The organism is Brachybacterium sp. B718/18 (genome assembly GCF_055454375.1).
This window is the reverse complement of record NZ_JBVDDO010000001.1, coordinates 203801-227142: the sequence shown is the minus strand read 5'-3', so window position 1 is coordinate 227142 and position 23342 is coordinate 203801. Positions and strand designations below refer to the sequence as shown.

At 71.8% G+C, this 23342-nt stretch carries 23 protein-coding genes; 3 read left to right on the top strand and 20 right to left on the bottom strand.

The genetic code is table 11. From position 1 onward, the window contains the following. The first annotated feature begins 1 nt into the window (after position 1). Positions 2-2221, top strand: a complete 2220-nt coding sequence (gene glgB / locus ACZCAH_RS01170) for a 1,4-alpha-glucan branching protein GlgB (RefSeq protein ID WP_464339334.1) — start codon at positions 2-4, stop codon at positions 2219-2221. A gap of 22 nt (positions 2222-2243) precedes the next feature. Here glgB and ACZCAH_RS01165 read toward each other — a convergent pair whose 3' ends face one another. The 3 genes from ACZCAH_RS01165 to ACZCAH_RS01155 all read right to left on the bottom strand — a co-directional run bounded on the left by ACZCAH_RS01165 (position 2244) and on the right by ACZCAH_RS01155 (position 5349). After that, a complete protein-coding gene (locus ACZCAH_RS01165; RefSeq protein ID WP_464339333.1) occupies positions 2244-3137 on the bottom strand; it encodes a co-chaperone YbbN in 894 nt (297 codons plus the stop codon). 77 nt (positions 3138-3214) lie between these two features. After that, positions 3215-4258, bottom strand: coding sequence for a DUF8094 domain-containing protein (locus ACZCAH_RS01160; protein ID WP_464339332.1), 1044 nt, complete (start codon positions 4256-4258; stop codon positions 3215-3217). 41 nt (positions 4259-4299) lie between these two features. Further along, positions 4300-5349, bottom strand: coding sequence for a hypothetical protein (locus ACZCAH_RS01155; RefSeq protein WP_464339331.1), 1050 nt, complete (start codon positions 5347-5349; stop codon positions 4300-4302). A 172-nt stretch (positions 5350-5521) separates the two neighbouring features. Here ACZCAH_RS01155 and nucS point away from each other — a divergent pair, with 172 nt between their 5' ends. Together nucS and ACZCAH_RS01145 are read left to right on the top strand one after the other, a co-directional pair. Further along, entirely contained in the window at positions 5522-6229 is a 708-nt protein-coding gene (nucS, locus tag ACZCAH_RS01150) for an endonuclease NucS (RefSeq protein WP_329745299.1), read from the top strand. 29 nt (positions 6230-6258) lie between these two features. Beyond that, on the top strand, positions 6259-7485 hold the full coding sequence (locus tag ACZCAH_RS01145; RefSeq protein ID WP_464339330.1) for an N-acetylglucosamine-6-phosphate deacetylase: 1227 nt from the start codon (positions 6259-6261) through the stop codon (positions 7483-7485). 24 nt (positions 7486-7509) lie between these two features. Here the strand turns inward: ACZCAH_RS01145 and ACZCAH_RS01140 are convergent, their stop codons facing one another. From ACZCAH_RS01140 to ACZCAH_RS01060, 17 genes are all read right to left on the bottom strand, one after another. Continuing rightward, entirely contained in the window at positions 7510-7950 is a 441-nt protein-coding gene (locus ACZCAH_RS01140) for a DUF2550 family protein (RefSeq protein WP_464339329.1), read from the bottom strand. Positions 7951-7966: 16 nt separating this feature from the next. Beyond that, positions 7967-8242, bottom strand: a complete 276-nt coding sequence (locus ACZCAH_RS01135; protein ID WP_329745296.1) for a F0F1 ATP synthase subunit epsilon — start codon at positions 8240-8242, stop codon at positions 7967-7969. After that, positions 8239-9696: a F0F1 ATP synthase subunit beta gene (atpD, locus tag ACZCAH_RS01130; RefSeq protein WP_329748032.1), complete on the bottom strand. Its 1458-nt coding sequence runs from the start codon at positions 9694-9696 to the stop codon at positions 8239-8241. Before atpD ends, ACZCAH_RS01135 begins: the two co-directional genes overlap by 4 nt. 64 nt (positions 9697-9760) lie before the next feature. Further along, positions 9761-10675 (bottom strand): F0F1 ATP synthase subunit gamma, encoded by a 915-nt coding sequence (locus ACZCAH_RS01125; RefSeq protein ID WP_464339328.1) that lies wholly within the window; start codon positions 10673-10675, stop codon positions 9761-9763. 71 nt (positions 10676-10746) lie between these two features. Then, positions 10747-12372, bottom strand: coding sequence for a F0F1 ATP synthase subunit alpha (gene atpA / locus ACZCAH_RS01120; protein WP_329745293.1), 1626 nt, complete (start codon positions 12370-12372; stop codon positions 10747-10749). 84 nt (positions 12373-12456) lie between these two features. Beyond that, positions 12457-13278, bottom strand: coding sequence for a F0F1 ATP synthase subunit delta (locus ACZCAH_RS01115; RefSeq protein ID WP_464339327.1), 822 nt, complete (start codon positions 13276-13278; stop codon positions 12457-12459). A 9-nt stretch (positions 13279-13287) separates the two neighbouring features. Continuing rightward, entirely contained in the window at positions 13288-13833 is a 546-nt protein-coding gene (locus ACZCAH_RS01110; protein ID WP_464339326.1) for a F0F1 ATP synthase subunit B, read from the bottom strand. A gap of 10 nt (positions 13834-13843) precedes the next feature. After that, positions 13844-14074, bottom strand: a complete 231-nt coding sequence (gene atpE / locus ACZCAH_RS01105; RefSeq protein WP_329745290.1) for an ATP synthase F0 subunit C — start codon at positions 14072-14074, stop codon at positions 13844-13846. Positions 14075-14182: 108 nt separating this feature from the next. Further along, on the bottom strand, positions 14183-14995 hold the full coding sequence (gene atpB, locus ACZCAH_RS01100; protein ID WP_329745289.1) for a F0F1 ATP synthase subunit A: 813 nt from the start codon (positions 14993-14995) through the stop codon (positions 14183-14185). A gap of 203 nt (positions 14996-15198) precedes the next feature. Beyond that, positions 15199-15726 carry a hypothetical protein gene (locus ACZCAH_RS01095; protein ID WP_464339325.1) on the bottom strand — a complete coding sequence of 176 codons (528 nt, stop codon included), beginning with the start codon at positions 15724-15726 and terminating at the stop codon, positions 15199-15201. After that, positions 15710-16837, bottom strand: a complete 1128-nt coding sequence (locus ACZCAH_RS01090) for an MraY family glycosyltransferase (RefSeq protein ID WP_464339324.1) — start codon at positions 16835-16837, stop codon at positions 15710-15712. Before ACZCAH_RS01090 ends, ACZCAH_RS01095 begins: the two co-directional genes overlap by 17 nt. Then, positions 16834-17739 (bottom strand): L-threonylcarbamoyladenylate synthase, encoded by a 906-nt coding sequence (locus tag ACZCAH_RS01085; protein ID WP_464339323.1) that lies wholly within the window; start codon positions 17737-17739, stop codon positions 16834-16836. The genes ACZCAH_RS01090 and ACZCAH_RS01085 overlap by 4 nt, the downstream gene beginning before the upstream one ends. Beyond that, entirely contained in the window at positions 17736-18656 is a 921-nt protein-coding gene (gene prmC, locus ACZCAH_RS01080) for a peptide chain release factor N(5)-glutamine methyltransferase (protein WP_464339322.1), read from the bottom strand. The genes ACZCAH_RS01085 and prmC overlap by 4 nt, the downstream gene beginning before the upstream one ends. Next, positions 18653-19798, bottom strand: a complete 1146-nt coding sequence (gene prfA / locus ACZCAH_RS01075) for a peptide chain release factor 1 (protein WP_464339321.1) — start codon at positions 19796-19798, stop codon at positions 18653-18655. The genes prmC and prfA overlap by 4 nt, the downstream gene beginning before the upstream one ends. 107 nt (positions 19799-19905) lie before the next feature. Next, positions 19906-20115, bottom strand: coding sequence for a 50S ribosomal protein L31 (gene rpmE, locus ACZCAH_RS01070; RefSeq protein ID WP_329745283.1), 210 nt, complete (start codon positions 20113-20115; stop codon positions 19906-19908). A gap of 165 nt (positions 20116-20280) precedes the next feature. Next, the gene (locus ACZCAH_RS01065; RefSeq protein WP_464339320.1) at positions 20281-21282 is read right to left on the bottom strand and encodes a LacI family DNA-binding transcriptional regulator; all 1002 of its coding nucleotides are present in this window, start codon (positions 21280-21282) and stop codon (positions 20281-20283) included. A gap of 13 nt (positions 21283-21295) precedes the next feature. Then, on the bottom strand, positions 21296-23299 hold the full coding sequence (locus ACZCAH_RS01060) for an aldo/keto reductase (protein WP_464339319.1): 2004 nt from the start codon (positions 23297-23299) through the stop codon (positions 21296-21298). Between the last annotated feature and the right edge of the window lie 43 nt (positions 23300-23342).

Below are 23342 nucleotides of genomic sequence, written 5' to 3'. Positions count from 1 at the left end.
CATGGCATCGACCACCCAGGGCACCGACGGACTTCCGGGCCCCGCACCGCGCATGCCGCTCGGGGAGCATGAGCTCGGGGCGGCCGCCACCGGCAGCTACCACGACCCGCACTCCGTGCTCGGCGCGCACGAGTACGAGGGCGCCGTCACCGTGCGGACCCTCAAGCCCCTCGCGCACGAGGTCGCGGTGCTCCTGCCCGACGGCACCACCGCGGCGATGGAGCATGAGTACGACGGCATCTGGACCGCGGTCCTGCCGCAGCCCCACCTGCCCTCCTACCTGGTGCGGGTGACGTGGTCCGAGGGCGCGGACCCGGTGGACCTCGAGGAGCCCTACCGCTTCGTGCCCACGATCGGCGAGCTCGACCTGCACCTCATCCGCGAGGGCCGCCACGAGGAGCTGTGGCGGGCGCTCGGCGCGCACGTGCGCACGCTCGACGGGGTCGCGGGCACCTCCTTCACGGTGTGGGCCCCCAACGCCCGCGCCGTGCAGGTCGTCGGCGGCTTCAACGGCTGGCGCGGACGCGGCCACGCGCTGCGCAGCCTCGGAGCCTCGGGCGTGTGGGAGATCTTCGTGCCCGGCGTCGGCGTCGGCGAGGTGTACAAGTTCCGGATCCTCGGCGCCGACTCGACCTGGCGCGACAAGGCCGACCCCATGGCCCGACGCACCGAGGTGCCGCCGGCGACCGGATCGATCGTGACCGACTCGGACTTCGAGTGGAGCGATGACGCCTGGCTCGCCGAGCGCGCCGACCACGATCCGCTCGCCACCCGGATGTCCGTCTACGAGGTCCATCTCGCGAGCTGGCGCCCCGGGCTCGGCTACCGCGAGCTGGCCGTCGAGCTGGTGGACTACGTGCGCGAGATGGGCTTCAGCCATGTCGAGTTCATGCCCGTCGCGGAGCATCCCTTCGGCGGCTCGTGGGGCTACCAGGTCACCGGCTACTACGCCCCGACCTCCCGGCTGGGAACCCCCGACGAGCTGCGCCATCTGATCAACGCCCTGCACGAGGCCGGGATCGGCGTCATCCTGGACTGGGTCCCCGCCCACTTCCCGAAGGACGAGTGGGCGCTCGCGCGCTTCGACGGCACCCCGCTGTACGAGCATGCCGACCCGCGCCGCGGCGAGCATCCGGACTGGGGCACGTACGTCTTCGACACCGGCCGGCACGAGGTGCGCAACTTCCTCGTGGCCAACGCCTGCTACTGGCTCGAGGAGTTCCACGTGGACGGCCTGCGGGTCGACGCGGTGGCGTCGATGCTGTACCTCGACTACTCGCGCGCCGAGGGGCAGTGGATCCCCAACCGACATGGCGGACGCGAGGACCTGGAGAACATCGGCTTCCTGCAGGAGGCCACGGCGACCGCCGCCAAACGGGCCCCCGGCATCGTGATGATCGCCGAGGAGTCCACGTCCTTCCCCGGCGTCACCCGGCCCACCTCCGAGGGCGGGCTCGGCTTCCACTTCAAGTGGAACATGGGCTGGATGCACGACACCCTCGCCTACGTGGGTCAGGACCCGATCAACCGCCAGTACCACCACGGCGAGATGACCTTCGCAATGGTGTACCAATACTCCGAGAACTTCGTGCTGCCCATCAGCCACGACGAGGTCGTGCACGGCAAGGGCTCCCTGCTGCGCAAGGCTCCGGGGGACGACTGGCAGCAGGCGGCCACGCTGCGGACGACTCTCGCCCTGCAGTGGACGCATCCCGGCAAGCAGCTGCTGTTCATGGGCACCGAGTTCGCCCAGGGCACCGAATGGTCGGAGCAGGCGGGCCTGCCCTGGTGGCTGCTCGAGTACCCGGTGCATCGCGGCACCCACCAGCTGGTCAAGGACCTCAATGCCCTCCAGCGGGAGCTGCCCGCGCTCTACCAGCGGGATCAGGATCCGGGCGGTTTCGAGTGGCTGCTGGGCGACGACGCAGTCCACAACGTCTTCGCCTACCTGCGCCGGGACCAGGCGGGCGACCCCGTGGTCGTGGTGCTGAACTACTCGGCGCAGGCCTGGCACGAGCACCGGATCCCGCTGCCCGAGGGCGGGACCTGGCTCGAGGTGCTCAACTCCGACGCCCCGGTCTACGGCGGCAGCGGGGTCGGGAACCTCGGCCGGGTCCACGCCGAGCCGGTGGGGATGCACGGTCGCGAGCACTCCGTGCGGCTGTCGGTCCCGCCGCTCGGAGCGGTGGTGCTGATCCCCGAGCGGCTGCGCGCCGGCTGAGTCCCGCCCGCCGGCAGGCGCCTCAGAACAGGAGGTTCGCGAGGCGCTTGCGGGCGGGTCCGACGCGCGGATCCTCGGTGCCGGCGATCTCGAAGAGCTCGAGCAGGCGGGTGCGGACCGCGTCCTTCGTGTCCTGATCGGCGCCGCGCAGCAGGTCCAGCAGACGCCCGAAGGCATCGTCGACATGACCGCCCAGCATGTCCACATCGGCGGCGAGCATCTGGGCGGAGAGATCGCCGGGCTTCTCGGCGGCCGCCCGGCGCACCTCGTCGAGATCGACGCCCTGCGTGCGTCGCATGAGGGTGACGGTGGCGAGTCCGGTCCGCGCCTCGGCGTCGGCGGGGTTCTCGCGCAGATGCTTCTCGAAGGCGGCGACGGCACCGTCGAGGTCGCCCCGGTCGATCGCCTCGTAGGCCTCCGCGATGAGCGGCGGCAGCGGCTCGGCGGCAGGCTCCTCGGCGCCCTCGGACCCCTCGCCCGCGGGCACCTCGAGGCCCTGCTGGCGCGCGAGGTCGAGGACCTGCGTGAGCAGCGTGTCGATCTCGCCGTCGGGCAGCACCCCGGCGACGATCGGCTGGACCTGGCCGAGCAGGAGCAGCAGCAGGCTCGGCAGCTGTTGGACCTGGAGCGCCTGGGCGACGCGCGGCTGCGTGTCGGCGTCGACCACCGCGAGGCGGACCGCCCCGGCGTGGGCGTCCACGCCGCGGCGCAGGGAGGCGAGGAAGCCGGCGCCCTCGGGCACGCGGGAGCTCGTGACCAGGAGCAGGGTCGGGACCTGCTGCGAGTCCGCGACGATCTGCTGCAGCCCCTGCTCGGTGACCGTCACCTCGTGCGCGGAGGCCTCCCCCGCGGTGGCGCCGCCGTCGGCGGGCTGCTTGAGGGCGGCGAGATCGATGATGCCGTAGGGATCGGTCACGGAGAAGCTCCTTCGACGGGTTCAGGACCCTGACAGTCTAGGGAACTCTCCCCGGGTGCGTCGTCGCGCCCTCCGTCTCAGGAGCCGGTGGCGGTGAGCGCGGTGAGGGTGGCCCCGACGGGCTGGACCTGCCCGCCGGCCTCGGCCGAGGGGATGTACAGCGCGACGTGGGTGCCGAAGGTGCGCACGAACTCCTTCGTGAACTCGCGGGTGCCGACCACCTTGGTGTACGCGTTGTCCTCGGCGTAGCGCATGGTCGCGCCGTCCTTGATGGTGACCTTGCGGGTGGAGGTGAGGGTGCCCATGACGAGCGCCCCGCCGTCGTCCGTGCGCAGGCCCGCGAACTCGTCCTCGCGCACCGCGTAGGTCTCGCGGATGGTCGCGCCCTCGTCCCACTCGACCCCGGCGTTGAGCGCCTTGCGCTCCTCCTGGATCTCGCTGTGCCGCGAGGTGATGAAGGGGTCGACGGCCAGCTGGTCCTCGGGATCCTTCGCGTCGCCGTCGGTGAGCACCGTCGCGTAGAGGGCCAGCGCCTCCGCGGGGGTCATCACCAGGTCCGCGGCGTCGATCGCGACGGCCTCGGAGCCGACGGCGGCGTCCGCGACGGTGGGCATGGCCACGTCGACCGCCTGCTGGGCCCAGCCCCAGGTGGTGTACGGCGAGCGGGCGTCGGCCTGCTGCAGGGCGAGGAAGAAGGGCACGCCGTCAGCGGCCGAGTTCTCGACCAGGCCGATCGCGGTGCGCGGGAAGTCGGTGCCGGTCGTGGACATCGGCACCACGAGGGCGGCCCCGGGCACGGTGAGCTGTGCGGTCCACTCCTCGGCCTTGGCGATCAGCGCGTAGGCGGCGGTGCGGAACTCGACCGCGGAGCCGATGACGCGGGGTGCCAGCTGGGCGGGGTCGCGGGCCTCGTCGGCCGCGGTCACCGCGGTGCTGATCTCCGCGACGACGGCGTCGAGCTGCTCGGTGGTCTGCGCCGGGGTGGGCTCAGCGATCTCCGGTCCGGCGGGCGGGGCGGGCGGTGCCTCCGGCTCGGAGGCGCAGGCGGAGAGGACGCCGCCGACGAGGAGCGCACCGGAGCCCGCGAAGAGGCTGCGGCGGGCGAGCGGGCGAGAAGTCATCGTGAGGTCCTTCCTCAGGGGCGGGTGCGGAGCGGGCCGGGTCATCGGGGCTCCTGCCCCGGAGCGGGCTGCTCGTCGGACTCCGCGGACGGGTCGGACGGAGCAGACGGAGCGAGCTCGGTGGACGAGTCAGCATCGGACGACGCGTCGGCATCGGCGGAGCTATCGGAACCGGCGGTCAGCGAGGTCTCTGCGGTCTCTGCGGACTCGGCGTCTGCCGGGTCCTCGGCCTCGACGGGCGCGAGCACCGCGGTGTCCTCGCCGTCGGCGGAGGCGCGGTCAGCGGGCGCCCCGGCGACGGACCAGGCGTCGGCGTCCTCGGCCTCCGCCCGGTCGTCGGCATCGCCCGCGGCGCCGGCCGCCGCGGACCCGCCGACCACGATCGGAGCGGACGCACCCGGCTCCGCGCCCTCGAGGGCGTCGCTCTCCTCCGTCTCCTCGATCTCGTCCTCGTCGCGCCGCTCGCCGCGGCGTCCTCCGAGGGAGACCACGAGGAGCACCAAGCCGATCACGGCGACGGCCGCACCGCCGGCGTAGGCGAAGGGGACCCACTCGTTCTCGTCGTGCACGGGCCAGGTGATCGAGACCTGGTCCGCTCCGGGGGCGGTGCCGTCGGTGACGACGAGGATCGCGCGGTACACCTGCGCATTCTCTCCGTGCTCGCCGGCGTGGAAGTCGGCCACGTCGATCGTCGCGGGGCTCGGGGTGGTCTCCACGGAGCGCCACAGGTCCGAGGTGGTCGGATCGGTCAGCTCGGCGGACCCGTCGGGGTTGACCTCCTGCGTGCTCAGGGTGGTCCAGTCGCTCGCCCCGGTGATGCGGGTGTAGCGGGTGCCCTCGAGGTAGGCCTCGAGGTCGGCGTTGGAGGCGGTGATGATCGAGACGTCGCTCGCGCCCTCGATGGTCACGGTGCCCTCCTCGCCGCCGACGTAGAGCACGCCGGGATCGATGAGCACCGCGGGCCCCGGATCGGAGAGGGAGACGGTCGCGGTGGTCTCGGTGTCGGGGGCCCAGGTGGTCTCGCCGAGGCGGCCCAGCACCAGTCCGATCAGTCCGAGCAGGACCAGGAGGACGGCGAGGAGTCGTTGCACGTGGAAGCTCCGTATCAGGCGGCCCGGACCGGGCACGAGGTGGTGGACCCGTCCACGATAGGCGGACGAGCCCGCCGGGGATACCTCCACGTGAGGTCCTCCACCTGGGTAAAGACCCTCTCATGAGCGTCTCATCGGCGTCTCATAAGGTGGCCTGACGTACTCTGTCGGGGTGCGTCTCGTCGTTGCCCGCTGCTCCGTCGACTACACCGGTCGACTCACCGCCCACCTGCCCCTGGCTCCGCGCCTGCTGATCGTCAAGGCCGACGGCAGCGTGCTGGTCCACTCCGACGGGGGCAGTTACAAGCCCCTGAACTGGATGAGCCCGCCCGCGACGTTGCAGACCAGCACCCGCAGCGCCGAGGAGGCCGCGGCGGATCCCGAGGGCGACTGGCTCGAGCAGTGGGACGTGGTGCACGACAAGACCGGCGACCGCCTCCGGGTGCGCCTGCACGAGACCTACGAGGACTCCGCCCATGAGCTCGGCGTCGATCCGGGCCTGCAGAAGGACGGCGTCGAGGCGCACCTCCAGGCGCTGCTCGCGGACAACATCGAGACCCTCGGTAGCGGGTGGTCGCTCGTGCGCCGCGAGTACGGCACTGCGATCGGTCCGGTCGACATCCTCGCGCGCGATCCCGAGGGCCGCGCCGTCGCGATCGAGATCAAGCGCCGCGGGGAGATCGACGGCGTCGAGCAGCTGACCCGCTACCTCGAGCTGCTCAACCGCGATCCGCTGCTCGCCCCGGTGCGGGGGATCTTCGCCGCCCAGGCGATCAAGCCCCAGGCGCGCGTCCTCGCCGGGGACCGCGGCATCGACTGCGTGACCCTCGACTACGACGCCCTGCGCGGTATCGACGACGTCGAGTCCCGCCTGTTCTGACCCCTCCCCCCTCTCGCGTCCGGAGACCCATGAGCACGCTCGCCGATCGGTCCACGCCGCTGAGGGTCGACCTTGCCCTCCGCGGCACCGCCGTGCTCCCCCAGGGCCTCGTCCCCGACGCGCTCGTGCTCATCACCGGCGAGCACATCGTCTGGGCGGGCGCCGCGCCGGCGTCCCCCGAGCACACGGCTCTCGCCGAGCGGGCCCACGACGGACTGCTGCTGCCGGGGCTCGTCGACCTCCACTGCCACGGCGGCGGCGGAGCCTCCTTCCCCGATGCGGCCGATGCCGCGGAGATGCTCACCGCGGTGCGTGAGCATCGTCGCCACGGCACCACCTCGCTCGTCGCCTCCCTCGTCACCGCCGACGCCGACACGCTGCGCGCCCGGGTCGCGGACCTCGCCCGCCTCGCCGCCGACGACGAGATCGCCGGCATCCACCTCGAGGGCCCCTTCCTCTCCGTTGCCCGGTGCGGCGCCCAGAACCCCGAGCACATCGTCGCCGGGGACGCCGACCTCGTGCGGGAGCTCGCCCACATTGCCGGCGGCGCCCTCGCCACCATGACCGTGGCCCCCGAGGCAGAGCAGGCCGACGCCGTGATCGACGCCCTCGCCGAGGTGGGCGCGATCCCCTCGCTCGGGCACACCGACGGCTCGAGCGCGACGATGACGGAGGCCGTGGCGCGGTCCCGTCGGGAGCTGCGCCGCGAACAGGGTCGCTCCCCCCGCCCCACCGCGACCCACCTGTTCAACGGGATGCGGCCGATCCACCACCGCGATCCGGGGCCGGCCCTCGCCGCGCTCGACGCCGCCTCCCGCGGGGAGCTCGTGGTGGAGATGATCGCGGACGGCGTCCATCTCGACCACCGCACCGTCGCCCACGTCTTCGCCGTCGCCGCGGAGGGCGCGGTCGTCCTGGTGACCGATGCGATGGCCGCCGCCGGCATGCCCGACGGGAAGTACCGGCTGGGGTCGCTGGACGTCACGGTGGCGGAGGGCGTCGCGACCCTCACCGAGCAGGGGGCGATCGCGGGCGGCACCGCGCACCTCCTCGACGTGGTGCGCTGCGCCGTGCTCGAGGCCGGGGTGGACCTGGTCGACGCGGTCCGCGCGGCCTCCCTCGTGCCCGCGGAAGTGCTCGGGCAGCAGGACCGGATCGGCTCCCTCGCGGCAGGTCGTCGTGCCGACGCGGTCCTCGTCGACCGCGAGCTGCGGCCGCTGGAGGTCCTGCGCGGCGGAGTCCGGGTCGCCGACTGACCCGTCGGCGTCGTCGCCGACCGATCAGTCGGCGTCGCCGAGCACCATCCCGGTGGGAGCGGCCTCGAGCCAGGAAGTCATCGCCGCCCCGGAGTCCCGGTCGACGACGGCGCGGAGCCGGCGCTCCCCCAGGAGGGAGAACTCGAGCAGGCAGCGCTCGGGCTCCCCGTCGAGCTGCGGGGGCAGGAACTCCCGGCGGACGTCGAGGATCTCCTCCCGGCGGATCACCACCTCCGGGCCCAGTCGCAGCGAGAAGGCCCGGAACCAGCGGAGCCGGTCCGGGCCGAAGCGCATCATGCCGTGCTGCCAACTGGTCCCGCCCACCCAGGCGGACCGCCACAGGGTGCAGTCGAACGCGCCGCGCTGGCGGCTGAGCCCCACGTGCCGCAGCACGATCGCACCCGCCGCCAGAACGACGAGCATCCCGATCCCCAGCAGGAGGATCGGGATGCTCACATGGTTCATCGGAGTCGGTCGCGGATCAGCGCGCCTGGGCGTCGACCTGCTCGGCGTCGTCCACGCCGATGGTCACGACATCCGAGTCGACCGAGACGAAGCCGCCGTGGACCACGCGCTCGGTGGCGGTGCCGTCCTCGGCCAGGATGCGCACCGCGCCGTCGCCGAGAATGGCGAGGGTCGGCTGCATCTGCGGCAGGATGCCCATCGAGCCGTCGACGGCCGGGACCACGACCTGTGCGGCGCGGCCGCTCCAGACCGTGCGGTCCGCGGTGACGAAGGTGACCTCGAGAGCACTCACGCCCCGAGCTCCTTGTCGATGCGGTGCTGGTTCTCGAGCACCATGTCGATGCCGCCGACGTTGAAGAAGGCCGACTCGGTGATGTGGTCGAACTCGCCGTCGCAGATGCCCTTGAAGCCCTCGATGGTGTCCTTCAGCGGGACGTCCGAGCCGTCCACACCGGTGAACTGCTTCGCGAGGTGGGTGTTCTGCGAGAGGAACTGCTGGATGCGGCGAGCGCGCGAGACGATCACCTTGTCCTCCTCGGAGAGCTCGTCGACGCCGAGCATCGCGATGATGTCCTGGAGCTCCTTGTTGCGCTGCAGGATCTGCTTCACACGCACCGCGGTGTCGTAGTGGTCCTGGCCCACGTAGCGCGGGTCGAGGATGCGCGAGGTCGACGCCAGCGGGTCGATCGCCGGGTACAGACCGCGCGAGGCGATCTCGCGGGAGAGCTCGGTGGTCGCGTCCAGGTGGGCGAAGGTGGTCGCCGGGGCCGGGTCGGTGTAGTCGTCCGCCGGGACGTAGATCGCCTGCATCGAGGTGATCGAGTGGCCGCGGGTCGAGGTGATCCGCTCCTGGAGCACACCCATCTCGTCGGCCAGGTTGGGCTGATAGCCCACCGCGGAGGGCATGCGGCCCAGCAGGGTCGACACCTCGGAGCCCGCCTGGGTGAAGCGGAAGATGTTGTCGATGAACAGCAGCACGTCCTGGCTCTGCACATCGCGGAAGTACTCCGCCATGGTGAGAGCCGACAGCGCCACGCGCAGACGGGTGCCCGGCGGCTCGTCCATCTGGCCGAAGACCAGGGCGGTCTTGTCGATGACGCCCGACTCGGTCATCTCCTCGATGAGGTCCCAGCCCTCACGGGTGCGCTCGCCGACGCCGGCGAACACGGAGACGCCGTCGTGGTTGTTGGCCACGCGGTAGATCATCTCCTGGATGAGCACCGTCTTGCCCACGCCCGCGCCGCCGAACAGGCCGATCTTGCCGCCCTGCACGTACGGGGTGAGGAGGTCGATCGACTTGATGCCGGTCTCGAACATGGTGGTCTTCGACTCGAGCTGGTCGAAGTTCGGGGCCTTGCGGTGGATCGGCCAGCGCTCGGAGACCTGCAGCTCGGAGGCGGGCTTGTTCAGCGGGTTGCCGACCACGTCGAAGACGGTGCCGAGGGTCGCGTCGCCCACGGGCACGGAGATCGCGGCGCCGGTGTCGGTCACGGCCTGCCCGCGGACCACGCCGTCGGTCGGCTTCAGCGCGATGGCGCGGACCATGCCGTCGCCGAGGTGCTGGGCGGTCTCGAGGGTCAGGGTCGAGTCCTCGAGGCCGGAACCCTCGGCGTGGATCTCGATCTGCAGGGCGTTGTACAGATCGGGGATGTTGCCCGGGGGGAACTCGATGTCGATCACGGCGCCGGTGACGCGTGCGACGCGCCCGGTGGCGGTCTGGGTCGGCGAGGGGGCGGTGGTGGTCATGTGCGGTGTCTCCAATGGGTGCGTCGGCGGGGCGGGGCGATACCGCCCGGGTGTCTGCGGGGTCTCAGCGTTCCGCGCGGCCGGAGCCGGCGAGGGCGTCGGCACCGCCGACGATCTCCGTGATCTCCTGGGTGATCTCCGCCTGGCGCGCGGTGTTCGCCAGTCGGGTGAACTTCCTGATCTGGGTCTCGGCGTTGTCCGTGGCCGTCTTCATCGCCCGCTGGGTCGACGCGTGCTCGGACGCCATCGCCTGCAGCAGGATGTTGATGATGCGGGCCTCGACGTAGCGCGGGAGCAGCTCGGCGACGACGCTCTCGGCATCGGGGGCGAAGGCGTACAGCGGGTACACCGGACGCTCCTCGCTCTCCTCCGCGTCCACCAGGCCCATCGGGACCAGGCGGACGGAACGGGTCTCTTGCACGAAGCGGGAGCGGAAACGCGTGCCCACCACGTACAGCTCGTCGAGGTGGACCGAGGGATCCTCGTCGAGCAGGTCGGCCGTGACCGCCTGGGCGATCTCGCGACCGAGCTCGGGCAGCTCCGCCTCTTTGTAGGGGGTCCAGGCGCGGTGCGGCGGACGGTTGCGGAAGCGGTAGTAGGTGTCGCCCTTGCGGCCGACGACGTACATGACCGGCTCCTTGCCCTGGTCCCGCAGCAGGTTCGCCAGCTGCTCGGCGTCGCGGATCACGTTGTGCGAGTACGGCCCGGTCATACCGCGGTCCGCGGTGATCATCAGGATGCCGACCCGGCCCGAGGAAGCGCGGTCCGCCTGCAGGAAGGGGTGGGCGATCTCGTCGGAGTGCGTGGCCACCGAGCCGATGGCGCGGGTAAGCGCCTCGGCGTAGGGCGTGGTGGCGAGCACGCGCGCGTGCGCCTTGGCGATGCGCGATGCCGCGACCATCTCCTTGGCCTTGAAGATCTTCTTCATGCCCTGAGCGGACCGGATCCGCTGCTTGTAGACCCTCTGCTGGGCTCCCATGTCTCTCCTCGTGCGGGGTGGATGCGTCCGGGCGGTGCCGCCGCCCCGTCTCCGGGGCGGCGGCGCTCGCATCAGCCGCGGACGATCTGCTCCTGCTCGATCTGATCGGCGTCGGCGCGGGCGTGCACGTCGCTGCGTGCCGCATCCTCGCCGCGGCCGGCCAGGAAGTCCCGCTTGACCTCGTCGAGGATGCGCGAGAGCTCCTCCTCCGTGGAGGACTCGAACTTGCCGGTGGTGCGGATGGCGTCGAGCACGCCGCCGTTGTGGCGCAGGTGCTCGAGCAGCTGGGCCTCGAACTCGCGGACGTCCTCGACCTCGATCTCGTCGAGCTTGCCGGTGGTGCCCGCCCAGATCGAGACGACCTGCTCCTCGACCGGGAACGGCGAGTTCTGGGACTGCTTCAGCAGCTCCATCAGGCGGGCGCCACGGCTCAGCTGCTGCTTCGACGCGCCGTCGAGGTCCGAGGCGAACATGGCGAAGGCCTCCAGATCACGGAACTGCGCGAGCGAGATCTTCAGGGTGCCCGAGACCGCCTTCATGGCCTTGGTCTGCGCGGAGCCGCCGACGCGGGAGACCGAGATGCCGACGTCGACTGCCGGGCGCTGGTTCGCGTTGAACAGGTCCGACTGCAGGAAGCACTGGCCGTCGGTGATCGAAATGACGTTGGTCGGGATGTACGCCGAGACGTCGTTGGCCTTGGTCTCGATGATCGGCAGACCGGTCATCGAGCCGCCGCCCATCTCGTCGCTGAGCTTCGCGCAGCGCTCGAGAAGACGGGAGTGCAGGTAGAAGACGTCACCCGGGTAGGCCTCGCGGCCCGGCGGACGGCGCAGCAGCAGGGACACGGCGCGGTAGGCCTCGGCCTGCTTCGAGAGGTCGTCGAAGACGATGAGGACGTGCTTGCCCTCGTACATCCAGTGCTGGCCGATCGCGGAGCCGGTGTAGGGCGCGATGTACTTGAAGCCCGCCGGATCGGAGGCCGGAGCCGCCACGATGGTGGTGTACTCGAGCGCGCCGTTCTCCTCGAGGGTGGCGCGGACCGAGGCGATGGTGGAGCCCTTCTGGCCGACCGCGACGTAGATGCAGCGGACCTGCTTGTCGGGGTCGCCGGACTCCCAGTTCGCCTTCTGGTTGAGGATCGTGTCGATGCCGATCGTGGTCTTGCCGGTCTGGCGGTCACCGATGATCAGCTGACGCTGGCCGCGGCCGATCGGGGTCATCGCGTCGATGGCCTTGAGACCGGTCTGCATCGGCTCCTTGACCGCCTTGCGCTGCATGACGCCGGGGGCCTGGAGCTCGAGGGCGCGGCGGCCCACGGTCTCGATCTCGCCGAGACCGTCGATCGGGGCACCGGTGGGATCGACCACGCGGCCAAGGTAGCCGTCGCCGACGGGCACGGAGAGCACCTGACCGGTGCGGCGGACCTGCTGGCCCTCCTCGATGCCGCTGAACTCGCCGAGGACGACGACGCCGACCTCGCGGAGCTCGAGGTTCAGGGCGAGGCCGAGGGTGCCGTCCTCGAAGCTGACCAGCTCGTTGGCCATGACGTCGGGCAGACCCTCGACGCGCGCGATGCCGTCGGCGGCCTCGCTGACGCGACCGATCTCCTCGCGCACGGTGGCGCCGGCCTGGTAGGTGGACACCGCGGTGTCCAGGGCGTTCCGGATCTCCTCCGGGCTGATCGTGAGCTCAGCCATGTGCTGCTTCGCTTCCTCTCGGTCTCCCCGTCACCGGGGATGGTCTGGAAAATGCTGGGGACGCCGGGGCGTCGGTCGGGCCGTTCAGGCCACCAGCTGCCGGCGCGCCTGGGCGAGCCGGGCCAGTACGGTGGCGTCGTAGAGGTCGTCTCCGACCTGGATCCGCAGACCGCCCACGACATCCGGGTCGACCTGGAAGTTCATCTGCACCTGGCGGCCGTACAGGCCCGCCAGGATGCCGCTCAGGCGGCCCTGCTGGGCCTCGCTCAGCGGCACCGCGCTGGACACCGACGCGAGTGCCCGGCGGCGGCGCTCGGAGGCGAAGCTCGCGAGCTCCGCGACCCGCCGCGCCGGCTTGACGTCGGAGCGGCGGCCGGCGGCCCGGGCGGCCAGCGCCGCGGTCAGGCGGTGCGTGCGGCCCGAGAGCAGGGTGGAGAGGATCTGGGCGCGTCGCCCCGGGTTCTCGCGCTCCCCGTCGAGGGAACCGGTGAGTTCACCGCTGCCGTCGATGAGGCGCTTGACCTGGAACAGCTCCACCTCGACCTGCTCGAGCACTCCCTCGCTCTCCGCCTGCGCCAGCAGGGCGGAGACGCCGAGCAGCTCGAGGGCGTCGAGGATGTCCTCCTGCTCGGACCAGCGTCGACGGACGACCTCGAGAAGCAGCTCGAGAGCCTCGGCGCTGATCCTGCCGGCGAACAGCGAGCGGACGGCCTCCTCCTTCACCGCGGCCGGACGGCCGGGGTCGGAGAGCAGGCGCACGAGCTGGTTGCTGCCGTCGACGGCATCCGCCGTCGAGAACAGCTCCTCGGCGAGGGGCTCGAGCGGACCGGAGCCGGAGACCGTGCGGAACACGGTCTCGGCCTGCCGGAGCGCCTCGTCGAAGGAGGCGGAGGAGGTTCCTCGCATCACAGGTCCTTATCGGGTGGTGGTCTGGGTCGACTCGAGGTCGTCCAGGAACCGGTCGATCACACGGCGGGAGCGCTCGTCGTCGGAGAGGGACTCGCCGACGATCTTGGAGGCCAGGTCGCTCGCGAGCGAGCCCACCTCTCCGCGCAGCTGCGTGGAGGCGGCGATCCGCTCCGCGTGCAGCTGCTGACGGCCGGCGGTGAGCACGCGATCCGACTCGGCCTCGGCGCGTGCCTTGGCGTCGTCGACGATGGCCTGGCCGTCCTGGCGGGCCTTCTCGCGGATCGCGGCGGCCTCCTGACGGGCGGCGGCCAGCTCCTTCTCCTGCTCAGCGCGGAGGGAGTCGGCCTGCTCCTGGATCTTCTCGGCGTGGCGGATGCCGCCCTCGATCTTCTCGGCACGCTCGTCGAGCACGGCGTTCATGCGGGGGAGCACGAACTTCATGAAGACGATCGCGAAGATCAGCAGGAAGAGCGCCGACCAGAAGATCTCCTCGGGGAGCGGGATCAGCAGGCGCCAGCCGGGGACGGTGTCTGCTCCTTCAGCCAGAATCATGGGCTGGGGCTCAGACGAAGATGAGGCCGGTGACGATCGCCAGCAGCGCGAGGATCTCGGTGAAGGCGACACCGATCAGCATGGTGGTCTGCAGCTGCGAACGCATCTCGGGCTGACGGGCCTGCGCCTCGGCGGTCTTGCCGACGAGGATGCCGAGGCCGATGCCGGGGCCGATCGCGGCGAGGCCGTAGCCGATGGTGCCGATGTTTCCGGTCAGCTCGGCGAGGATCGTGGGCTCCATGGGGTGTTTCCTTTCATCGTGTCGCTGTGGCGCGACGATCAGGTCTGGGGTCGGGGGTGGTGCGGGATCCGCAGGCGGTGGCCCCTGGGCCTCCCGCCGGCGCGGAGGTCAGTGCTCGTCGCTCGTGGCGAGCTGGATGTAGACGGCGGTCAGCATCGTGAAGATGAAGGCCTGCAGCGCCGCGACGAAGATCTCGAAGCCGTAGATTCCGATCGCCATGGCACCCGCGAAGGGGCTGATCGCCATGAGCCAGTCGCCCGAGAACACGAGCGCATGGGTCATGCCGATGAACACGACGATCATCATGTGGCCGGCGACCATGTTGGCGAGCAGTCGGATGGTCAGCGAGGCCCAGCGGATCACGAGCACCTGCAGCAGCTCGATCGGGATCAGCAGGATGTAGATCGGCCACGGGATGCCGGGCGGCATGGTCTCGGACTTGAAGTAGCCGAGGAAGCCGTGCTTGCTGATGCCCGCGCCGACGTAGGTGACGAAGGTCCACAGGGCCATGAGCAGCGGCAGGCCGATCACGGAGGTGCCCGCGAGGTTCAGGCCGGGGATGACGCCCGCGAGGTTCATCGACAGGATGAAGAAGAACATCGTGATGAGCATCGGCGAGAACCGCTTGCCGTCCTTGAGACCCAGCGTGTTCGCGATGATCGTGTTGTTCACGAAGTCCATCAGCAGCTCGATCACGCTCTGCATCCGGCCGGGGACCAGCTTCGCGCGAGAGGCGATGATGCAGGTGAGCAGCAGCACCGCGACCAGGATGATCAGGCGCACCAGCTGCACGCGGTTGAACTCGAACGGAGTTCCCGCGAAGAGGATGGCGTCGGGAAAGAACTCCCCGAGCGTCGGGATGTGGAAGAACGATTCGCCCTCCGCGTACAGGGCGGGGCTGTGGTCTGCGGTGTCCAGCACGGTCTCCCAGGCGTTTCAGGCCTGACGCGCGGCGGCGTCGGCACAAGCTGTCACGTCGATCGAGTCCACTCCCAGTTGACGGCCACCGTGTGTGCGGCGATGGTCTGCGCCAGGGCGTACGGGGTGGTCGATCAGCGCTCCCACCTGCCCTGTCGGGTGTCCGCGAGCCGCGGTGTCGGCGCCTTGGGAAGCATAACAGAGAGTCAGGCCCCAGCCCGGTCGCGAGAGTCCCCCGTGGGGTCCTCCCGCGGGTCCACGTCGAGGGGCTGGCGAGAGCGAGCCATGAGCACGCCCTCGATCGTGATCGCCGGAACCGCTCCGACCAGCAGGGCGAGCCCGATCCAGAGCGACGAGGCCGCGGCCAGGTCCTTCACCAGGACCAGGACGAGGATCACAATCAGCATCTTCCCCGCCCAGCTCCCGAGCACGGTGGCTGCCATGGTCAACGGTGACATGCGCGCGCCGACGAGGGTGATCACCAGTGTCGGCACGATGATGACGAGAGTCAGTCCGGTGCCGATCAGGGCGCCGTTGACGGCGGGCCCCTCCCCTCGGACCACGGCGATTGCGAGCACGATCAGGTCGAGCACCAGGCCGACGATCAGGGCGATCCCGGTCGCGCGACGCATGGCGCGATCGCCGACGGCACGATGACGGCGGGAGCCGCCGGGACGGGGCGCGGCGGCGCGCTCCGCGCCGTGCGGGGTGGTCTCATCAGACGGAGCGGGCATCGGTGGGGTCCTTCCGGTGACGGGCATGTCGCCACCTGAGCGGGTCGAAGGTCAGCAGGAGGGCCAGCAGCACGCCGCCGGTCCAGAAGAGCACCACGCCGCGGGTGTCGAGCACGAGTGGCGCGAGCAGCCCGGTGGAGACTACGACGGTCCACAGGTACATGATCAGCACGGCCGTGCGCTTGGAGTGGCCGAGGCCCAGCAGGCGGTGATGGAGGTGGAGCTTGTCGGCGTGGAAGGGCGACCGGCCCGAGCCGATCCTGCGCACCACCGCGAGCGCGAAGTCGAGGAACGGGATCACCATGACGCCGATCGGCAGCAGGATCGGCAGGAACTGCCCGAAGAAGTCCGCCCCCGAGAGGCGGGCGGGGTCGACCTGACCGGTGACCGCGATGGTCGAGGCGGCGAGGAGCAGCCCGAGGAGCATCGACCCGGAGTCGCCCATGAAGATGCGCGCCCGGGTGAGGTTGTGCGGTAGGAAGCCGACGCACGCGCCGATCATCATCGCGGTGAGGAGGGCGGCCAGGGAGGAGTAGTCCGTCGCCGAGGCGCTGCGGGTGAGGAGGTAGGCGTAGGCGAAGAAGGCGCTGCCGCCGATCGCCATCACGCCGGCGGCGAGCCCGTCGAGGCCGTCGACGAAGTTGACGGCGTTCATGCTCACCACCACCACCAGCACGGTGAGGATCAGCGAGGCTCGGGGCGAGAGGAGCGTGACCCCGCCGATAGGCAGGGTCACCAGTTGCACGCCCTGCCAGGCCAGGAGCAGCGCGGCGAGGATCTGCCCGGCCAGTTTGGTCATCCAGTCCAGGTCCCACTTGTCGTCCGCCGCGCCGAGCAGGCACACCAGGGCCGCCGCCGCGAGGATGCCCCAGGCCTGGCGCGAGTCGCGGAAGAGCCCCTCGAGGAAGGGCACGTTCGACGCGATCAGCATCGCGGCCACCACCCCGGCCAGCATGGCCACCCCGCCCAGACGCGGGGTGACCGCGTCGTGGACGTCCCGGGAGCGCACCGCGGTCATCGCGCCCGCGCGCCGGGCCATCAGCCTCACGGCGGGCGTGGTCAGGAAGGTGACGGCCGCGGAGACGAGCAGGATGAACAGGTAGATCCTCACCCGGCGGGCTTCTCCTCGCCGGCCGCCGGATCCGTCGCGGGCTCGGCCGGGACGGGCTCGGCGCTCTCCGAGAGCCCGGCGAGCTCGGGCTCCGACGGGAGGTCGAGGGCCGGGGCGGGAGCGTCCTCGGGGCCCTCGCCGGCGGTCTCCCCCGTGACATCGACCGTGCTCGCCGGCGCCGCTGCGGGCTCGCCCTCGCCGGGCTCGACCGTCGCGGCAGCGGGCTCCTCGCCCGACTCCTCGCCAGGCTCCTCGCTGTGCGGCGCCGCGAAGATGTCGCCGACCGCCTCGATGATCTGCTCCTTGCTCAGCGACCCCTCGCGGACGATCTCCGCAGGGGTCACGGTCGTGTCGATGATGGTGGAGCTGGTGCCGATGCGAGCGGTGCCGCCGTCGAGGTACACCTCGACCGCGTCGCCGAGCTGGGTCGCTGCGTTCAGGACGGTCAGCGCCGCGGGCTTGCCGTGGCGGTTCGCGCTCGAGACGGCGAGCGGTCCGGTGCGGCGCAGCAGGTCCAGCGCCACCTCGTCATCGGGCATGCGCAGGGCGACAGTGCCCCGGGTCTCCCCCAGATCCCAGGTGAGCGAGGGCTGCGCCTGCAGGATCAGGGTCAGCGCGCCGGGCCAGAAGGCGTCGGCGAGGTCCTCGACGTACGGAGGGAGGTCGACCGCGAGGGCGAGCAGCACCGCGTGGTCGCCGATGAGCACCGGCGGCGGGGTGTCCCGACCGCGTCCCTTCGCCTCGAGGAGCGCCTCGACGGACTCCGGGGAGAAGGCGTCGGCGCCGATGCCGTAGACGGTGTCCGTCGGCAGGACGATGAGGCGGCCCTCTCGGACGGCCTCGACGGCGGCCGTCAGCGCCGACTCGCGGGACTCGGGGTTCTGGGTGTCATACACGCTCACCGGGTCAGTCTCTCACTTCCGTCTGCGGGCTCCGCCGTCGTCCGACGCGCGATCAGGAAGCGGTCCCGGCCGGTGAGGTCGGCGGCGGTGGAGATCTCGGAGAAGCCGCCGGTCTCGCGGGCGGCCGCGCGGGCCGAGGCGCCCTGCACGTCGGCGTGCTCCATCACCAGCAGTCCTCCGGGACGCAGCAGCCGCCGGGCCCAACCGATCACCGCGCGCGGCACCTCGAGGCCGTCCTCCCCGCCGCCGAAGAGGGCGCGATGCGGATCGTGCGCGAGCACCTCCGCCTCGCGCGGGACCGCCTCCGCAGGGATGTACGGCGGGTTCGAGAGGATCGCGTCGACGGGCCCCGCCGCCGCGAGACCGGCCGGTTCGCCGAGCAGGTCGCCCTCGAGCACGCTCCCCCGCCGCGGGTCGACCGCCGCGAGGTTCTCGCGAGCGAGCGCGGCGGCGAGCGGATCGACCTCGACGGCGAGGACCTCGAGGCCGGGCAGCTCGTCGAGCGCGGCCGCGGCGAGGGCTCCGCTCCCGGTGCACAGGTCGAGCAGCCTCTCGAGCGGACCCCGGTGGTGCTCGCGGAGCAGATCCAGGGCGAGCTCCGTCTCCGGCCGCGGGATGAACACCCCGGGGCGGACGATCAGGTCCAGGCGGCGGAAGGGGGCGCGGCCGAGGATCAGCTGGAGCGGCTCGCGGGCCTCGCGCCGGGCGGTGAGGCGCTCGAGCTCCGCGGCGAAGTCGGCCGGGAGGGCGTCGAGCAGGACCAGCGGACCGTCGGTGCGCGCGGCGGCGGCGAGCAGGGCGCGGGCGTCGACGCTCGGCGAGGGGACTCCGGCGCGGCCGAGGCGCTCGGTGGTCGCGGCGAGCGCGGCGCGCAGCACGTGCCGCGGCTCGGTCGCCGCAGCGGGCGGGAGCGTCATCCGGCGTCCTCCGCAGCGCCGTCCTGCTGCGCCTCGGCGAGGCGGGCATCGCGCTCGGCGGCGCGGGAGGAGGCGATGAGGTCCTCGAGATCGCCCGCGAGCACCTGGGCGAGGTTGCCGGCCTTGTATCCGGTGCGATGGTCGGCCACGCGGGACTCGGGGAAGTTGTAGGTGCGGATCCGCTCCGAGCGGTCGACCGTGCGCACCTGGGAGCGGCGCGCGGCGGAGGAGGCCTGGTCCTGCTCGGCGCGGCGCGCGTCCAGCAGCCGGGTGCGGAGGATCCGCAGTGCCTGCTCGCGGTTCTGCAGCTGGCTCTTCTGGTCCTGGCAGGAGACGACGAGCCCCGTCGGCAGATGGGTGATGCGCACCGCCGAGTCGGTGGTGTTCACGCTCTGCCCGCCGGGACCGGAGGAACGGAACACGTCGATGCGCAGGTTCGCCGGCGCCATCGCCTCGGCGAGCAGCTCGCTCTCGTCGGTCTCGTCGGCCTCGGGGAGCACCAGCACGCCCACGGCGGAGGTGTGGATGCGCCCGGCCGACTCGGTGACCGGGACGCGCTGGACCCGGTGCACGCCGGCCTCGTGCTTGAGATGCGCATAGACGCCGTCGGCCGGGGTCGCCGTGGAGCGGGCGGTGATCGCGGCGGTCACGTCGCGCAGCCCGCCGAGCTCGGAGTCCGCGCTCGTGAGCACCTCCAGCCGCCAGCCCTTCGACTCCGCGTACGAGCGGTACATGCGCAGCATCTCGGCGGCGAAGAGGGCGGACTCCTCTCCCCCGGCCCCCGCCTTGATCTCCAGGATCACGTCACGGGCATCGTCGGGGTCACGGGGCGCGAGCAGTTCCTCGAGCGCCGCACGGTCCTCCTCGAGACGGGCGGCGAGCGCCTCGGCCTCCGCCGCGACCTCCAGATCGTCCTCGCCGATCTCGGCGAGCTCCCGGGCGGTGGCGAGATCCGCAGCGGTCGCCTCGAGGCGATCGGCGACCTCGAGCACCGCGGTCAGCTCGGCGTAGCGCCGGCCGACGCGCCGGGCCCGGCCGGCGTCCTCATGCAGCGACGGATCGGCCATCTCCTGCTGGAGACGGCCGTGCTCGGCCCGCAGCGGGGCGAGCCGCTCGGTGTCGGATCCCTCGGTCGACCGCAAATCGACGCCCTCTCGTGCTCGGTGCGCCCCACGGGGCGGCGGGTCTCAGACGACGACGCCGGTGCACGCCCAGGGGCGTGCACCGGCGTCGGAGAAGACTCGGGACGTCAGCTCTTCTTGCCGTAGCGGGCCTGGAAGCGGGCCACGCGGCCGCCGGTGTCCAGGATCTTCTGCTTGCCGGTGTAGAACGGGTGGCACGCGGAGCAGACCTCGGCGCGGATCTCTCCGTCGGCCTTGGTCGAGCGCGTGGTGAACGTGTTGCCGCAGGTGCAGGTGACCTGGGTGACCACGTAGGTCGGGTGGATGTCAGCCTTCATGGGGTCTCCTTCGTCGTGGTCGCTGGGTCGGCGCGCCGGGCGGGCACCGTGAACCAGAACCGACGCACCAGTCTGCCACGCGGGGGCCTCCCGCCGCGAGGGGCCGGGGCTCCTGTGCGCAACATCGCACCTTCCGAGCTCACCCGCCGGTCGCCGCCGGACGGCTCAGGCGGTCTCGCGGACGATCAGGCGATACGGGACGCTGCGCCGCACCTGCTCCCCCGACATCGGCAGCCGGCCCTCGAACATGCCGTCCACGAGGTCCACGGCGTGCTGGGCGACCCGGTCGATGTCGACGCCGATACTGGTCAGCTCCGGGCTGAGAAGGGTGCCGAGCTCGAGGCCGTCGATACCGACCACTCGCATCCGCCCGGGCACGTCGATGTCCCGCAGTCGCAGGGCTTTGAGGGTCGCGAGCGCGTGCGCGTCGTTCCAGCCGATCAGCACGTCGGGTACGGGGTCCAGGGCGAGCGCTAGATCGACCTGGCGCGCGGCGCGGGCGGCGACGGTCGGCTCGTGCCCGAGCGGGAGGATGCTCGCGGCGATGGAGCCGTCGAGCGCCTCGAGCAGACGGTGGGCGCGCGCCGAGCCCTCGCCCTCGTGCTCCGAGTCGAGGACGGCGACGACCCGTACCCCGGTCGCGGCGAGATGCGCACCGAGCGCCGCAAAGCCCTCCTCGGTCGCATACAGCACCCCGGCGGCATCGCTCTCGGCCGGGACGTCGAGCCGGACCAGGGGCATGCGGTCGGGGACCTCGTTCCCGGCACGGTGCGGCAGCCCGTAGCCCACGAGCGCGTCGACCCGGTGCACGAGGTCGCGGCCGATCTCGGCCGGATCCCCCGTCGCGGTCTCGACCACCAGCACGTTCCAGCCGCGGGCAGTCGCCGCGCGCACCACGGCGCGGGCGATCTCGGGGAAGTAGGCGTTGGCGAGGTCGTCGACGAGCAGCCCCAGTGTGGGCGGCCCGGCGGAGACGAGCCCGCGCCCGAAGCGACTCGGCCGGTAGTTCAGCCGCTCGGCCGCCTCGAGGACCCGCTGCCGCGTGGCCCCGGAGATGCCCGGCATGTCGTTGATCGCCCGCGACACCGTCTGCCGGGAGACCCCGGCGAGCGCCGCGACGTCGATGATCGTCGCGCGGCGCCCGCCGCGGGTGGCCTGCTCGGTCATGGTCGGGAGTGTGTCACGCCGACGGGGAGTCGGCGCGCAGATCGAGCCAGGCGACCTGCTGCTCGGTGAGCTGCACGCCGAGGCCCGTCATCGACGAGCGCATCTCGGTGATCGAGCGCGGGCCGAACAGCGGGAAGGTCGGGAAGGGCTGCGCGAGGACGTACGCGAGCGCGATCGCCGTGGGCGGCACGTCGAACTCCCGGGCGAGAGCGCGCGCCCGCTCGAGTCGCTCGAAGTTGCCGTCGGAGTAGTAGCAGCGTACGAGCTCGGCATCCGACCGGTCCTCGGGGTGGGCGCGCCCGGTGAAGAAGCCGCGCGCCTGGGAGGACCAGGGGAACAGCGGGATCTTCCGCTCGGCGAGCCAGGCCTTCGAGTCGGGATCGGTCGCGTGCACGCAGCCGGCCCAGGGGACGTCGAGCGCCTCGGCGAGACCGAAGTGGTTGCTCAACAGGCTGAAACCCTGCTTGCCGTGGGCGGCGGCGTAGGCGTTGGCCTCGTCGACCCGGGCGGGGGTCCAGTTGGATCCGCCGAAGGCGCGGATGCGGCCGGCGCGCACGTGCTCGTCGAGGACGTCGACGAACTCCCCGACGGGGATGTCGAGGTTGTCGCGATGCATCATGTAGAGGTCCGCGTAGTCGGTGCCCTGGCGCTCGAGGGACTCGAGCAGCTGACGGGTGATCGACTCGGGGTCGCAGTGGGGGGTGTGGGCGCCCTTGGTGATCACCACGACGTCCTCGCGGATGCCGCGGTTGCGGACCCACTGCCCCAGGAGGACCTCGTGGTGGCCCCCGCCGTAGATGTAGGCGGAGTCGAAGGTGGTGCCGCCGGCTTCGAAGAAGGCGTCGAAGAGGGCCGAGGCGTGCGCGAGGTCGGGCTGGTTGTCGCAGCCCATGACCAGGCGGGAGATCTTCTTGTCGATGCCGGGCAGCTCGCCGTAGACCATCGGGGCGTCGTCCGCGACGCGCAGGGCGCGGCCGGACACGGTGGGGATCCGGGCGTCGTCTCGCTCGAAGGGGTAGCGCAGCCCGATCTGGGCGCGCCAGGAGTCGAGCAGGCGGGACTGCGCGAGGCTGAACTCGACTGGCAGCTCGGGCACCTCGCCGCTGCCGGCGGCGCGCGCGAGGGCATCCGCCTCGAGGGCGTAGGGATGAGCGGCCTCGACCTCGATCCGACGGGGCTCCTCCCCTACGACATCGAGCTCGATGACCTGCTCGGCGCCGAGGGCCCACGGGTCGGCGAGGCGGATCACGCCGCGGGTTCCGGTGATCGTGGCGGACTGCGGGTCGGAGAGGCGCACACCGGTGCGCAGCGAGGCGGTGGCACCGCCGGCGAAGGTGAGCTCGGCGGCGGCCCACTCGTCGACCCCGGTGGGGCCGAGGGTGCCGCGCCCGACGAGCGCGGTGGGCTCGGCGACGAGGGTGCCCGCCGCAGCACCCGCGACGAGGCGGGCGAAGGAGAGCGGGTAGCAGCCGACGTCGAGGATGCCGCCGCCGGCGATCTCCGGATCGAACAGGCGTCCCTCGCGGCGACCGGTGTCGAAGGAGAAGGAGGCGTCGACGTGGACCAGCTCGCCGATCGCGCCCTGGGCGACGAGGTCCAGGACCTGCAGGGTCTGCGGGTGGAAGCGGTACATGAAGGCCTCGAGCAGGGTCCCGCCGGTGCGGCGGGCGGCATCGGCCAGGGCCATGGCGGTGCCGTGGTTGGGTGCCAGCGGCTTCTCGCACAGCACGTGCTTGCCGGCCTCGAGCGCGGCGATGACGAGCTCGGCGTGGCCGGTGTGGACCGTGGCGACATAGACGGCGTCGACCTGGTCCGAGGCGAGGATCTCCTCGTAGGTGCCGATCAGGGCGTCCTTCACGCCGTGCTCGTCGGCGAAGACGCGGGCGCGGTCGGGGTCGCGGCTGCCGGCGCCGACCAGGACGCCGTGCTCGCTGTGCGGGAGCTGGCTCGCGAAACGGCGGGCGATGGAGCCGGGGCCGAGGACGGCCCAGCGGAACGGTGCGGATGCGGTGCTCATGGAGACGTCGTCGTCCTTCTCATCGGGTGACACGGTGCGTGAA

Coding starts and splice junctions, on each gene's coding strand:
- ACZCAH_RS01115 (WP_464339327.1), bottom strand. CDS start 13,278: ATGCGAGGAACCTCCTCCGCCTCCTTCGACGAGGCGCTCCGGCAGGCC.
- ACZCAH_RS01160 (WP_464339332.1), bottom strand. CDS start 4,258: ATGACTTCTCGCCCGCTCGCCCGCCGCAGCCTCTTCGCGGGCTCCGGT.
- atpA (WP_329745293.1), bottom strand. CDS start 12,372: ATGGCTGAGCTCACGATCAGCCCGGAGGAGATCCGGAACGCCCTGGAC.
- atpE (WP_329745290.1), bottom strand. CDS start 14,074: ATGGAGCCCACGATCCTCGCCGAGCTGACCGGAAACATCGGCACCATC.
- glgB (WP_464339334.1), top strand. CDS start 2: ATGGCATCGACCACCCAGGGCACCGACGGACTTCCGGGCCCCGCACCG.
- ACZCAH_RS01140 (WP_464339329.1), bottom strand. CDS start 7,950: ATGAACCATGTGAGCATCCCGATCCTCCTGCTGGGGATCGGGATGCTC.
- ACZCAH_RS01110 (WP_464339326.1), bottom strand. CDS start 13,833: ATGATTCTGGCTGAAGGAGCAGACACCGTCCCCGGCTGGCGCCTGCTG.
- ACZCAH_RS01095 (WP_464339325.1), bottom strand. CDS start 15,726: ATGCCCGCTCCGTCTGATGAGACCACCCCGCACGGCGCGGAGCGCGCC.
- prmC (WP_464339322.1), bottom strand. CDS start 18,656: ATGACGCTCCCGCCCGCTGCGGCGACCGAGCCGCGGCACGTGCTGCGC.
- atpD (WP_329748032.1), bottom strand. CDS start 9,696: ATGACCACCACCGCCCCCTCGCCGACCCAGACCGCCACCGGGCGCGTC.
- ACZCAH_RS01060 (WP_464339319.1), bottom strand. CDS start 23,299: ATGAGCACCGCATCCGCACCGTTCCGCTGGGCCGTCCTCGGCCCCGGC.
- rpmE (WP_329745283.1), bottom strand. CDS start 20,115: ATGAAGGCTGACATCCACCCGACCTACGTGGTCACCCAGGTCACCTGC.
- ACZCAH_RS01065 (WP_464339320.1), bottom strand. CDS start 21,282: ATGACCGAGCAGGCCACCCGCGGCGGGCGCCGCGCGACGATCATCGAC.
- ACZCAH_RS01125 (WP_464339328.1), bottom strand. CDS start 10,675: ATGGGAGCCCAGCAGAGGGTCTACAAGCAGCGGATCCGGTCCGCTCAG.
- ACZCAH_RS01145 (WP_464339330.1), top strand. CDS start 6,259: ATGAGCACGCTCGCCGATCGGTCCACGCCGCTGAGGGTCGACCTTGCC.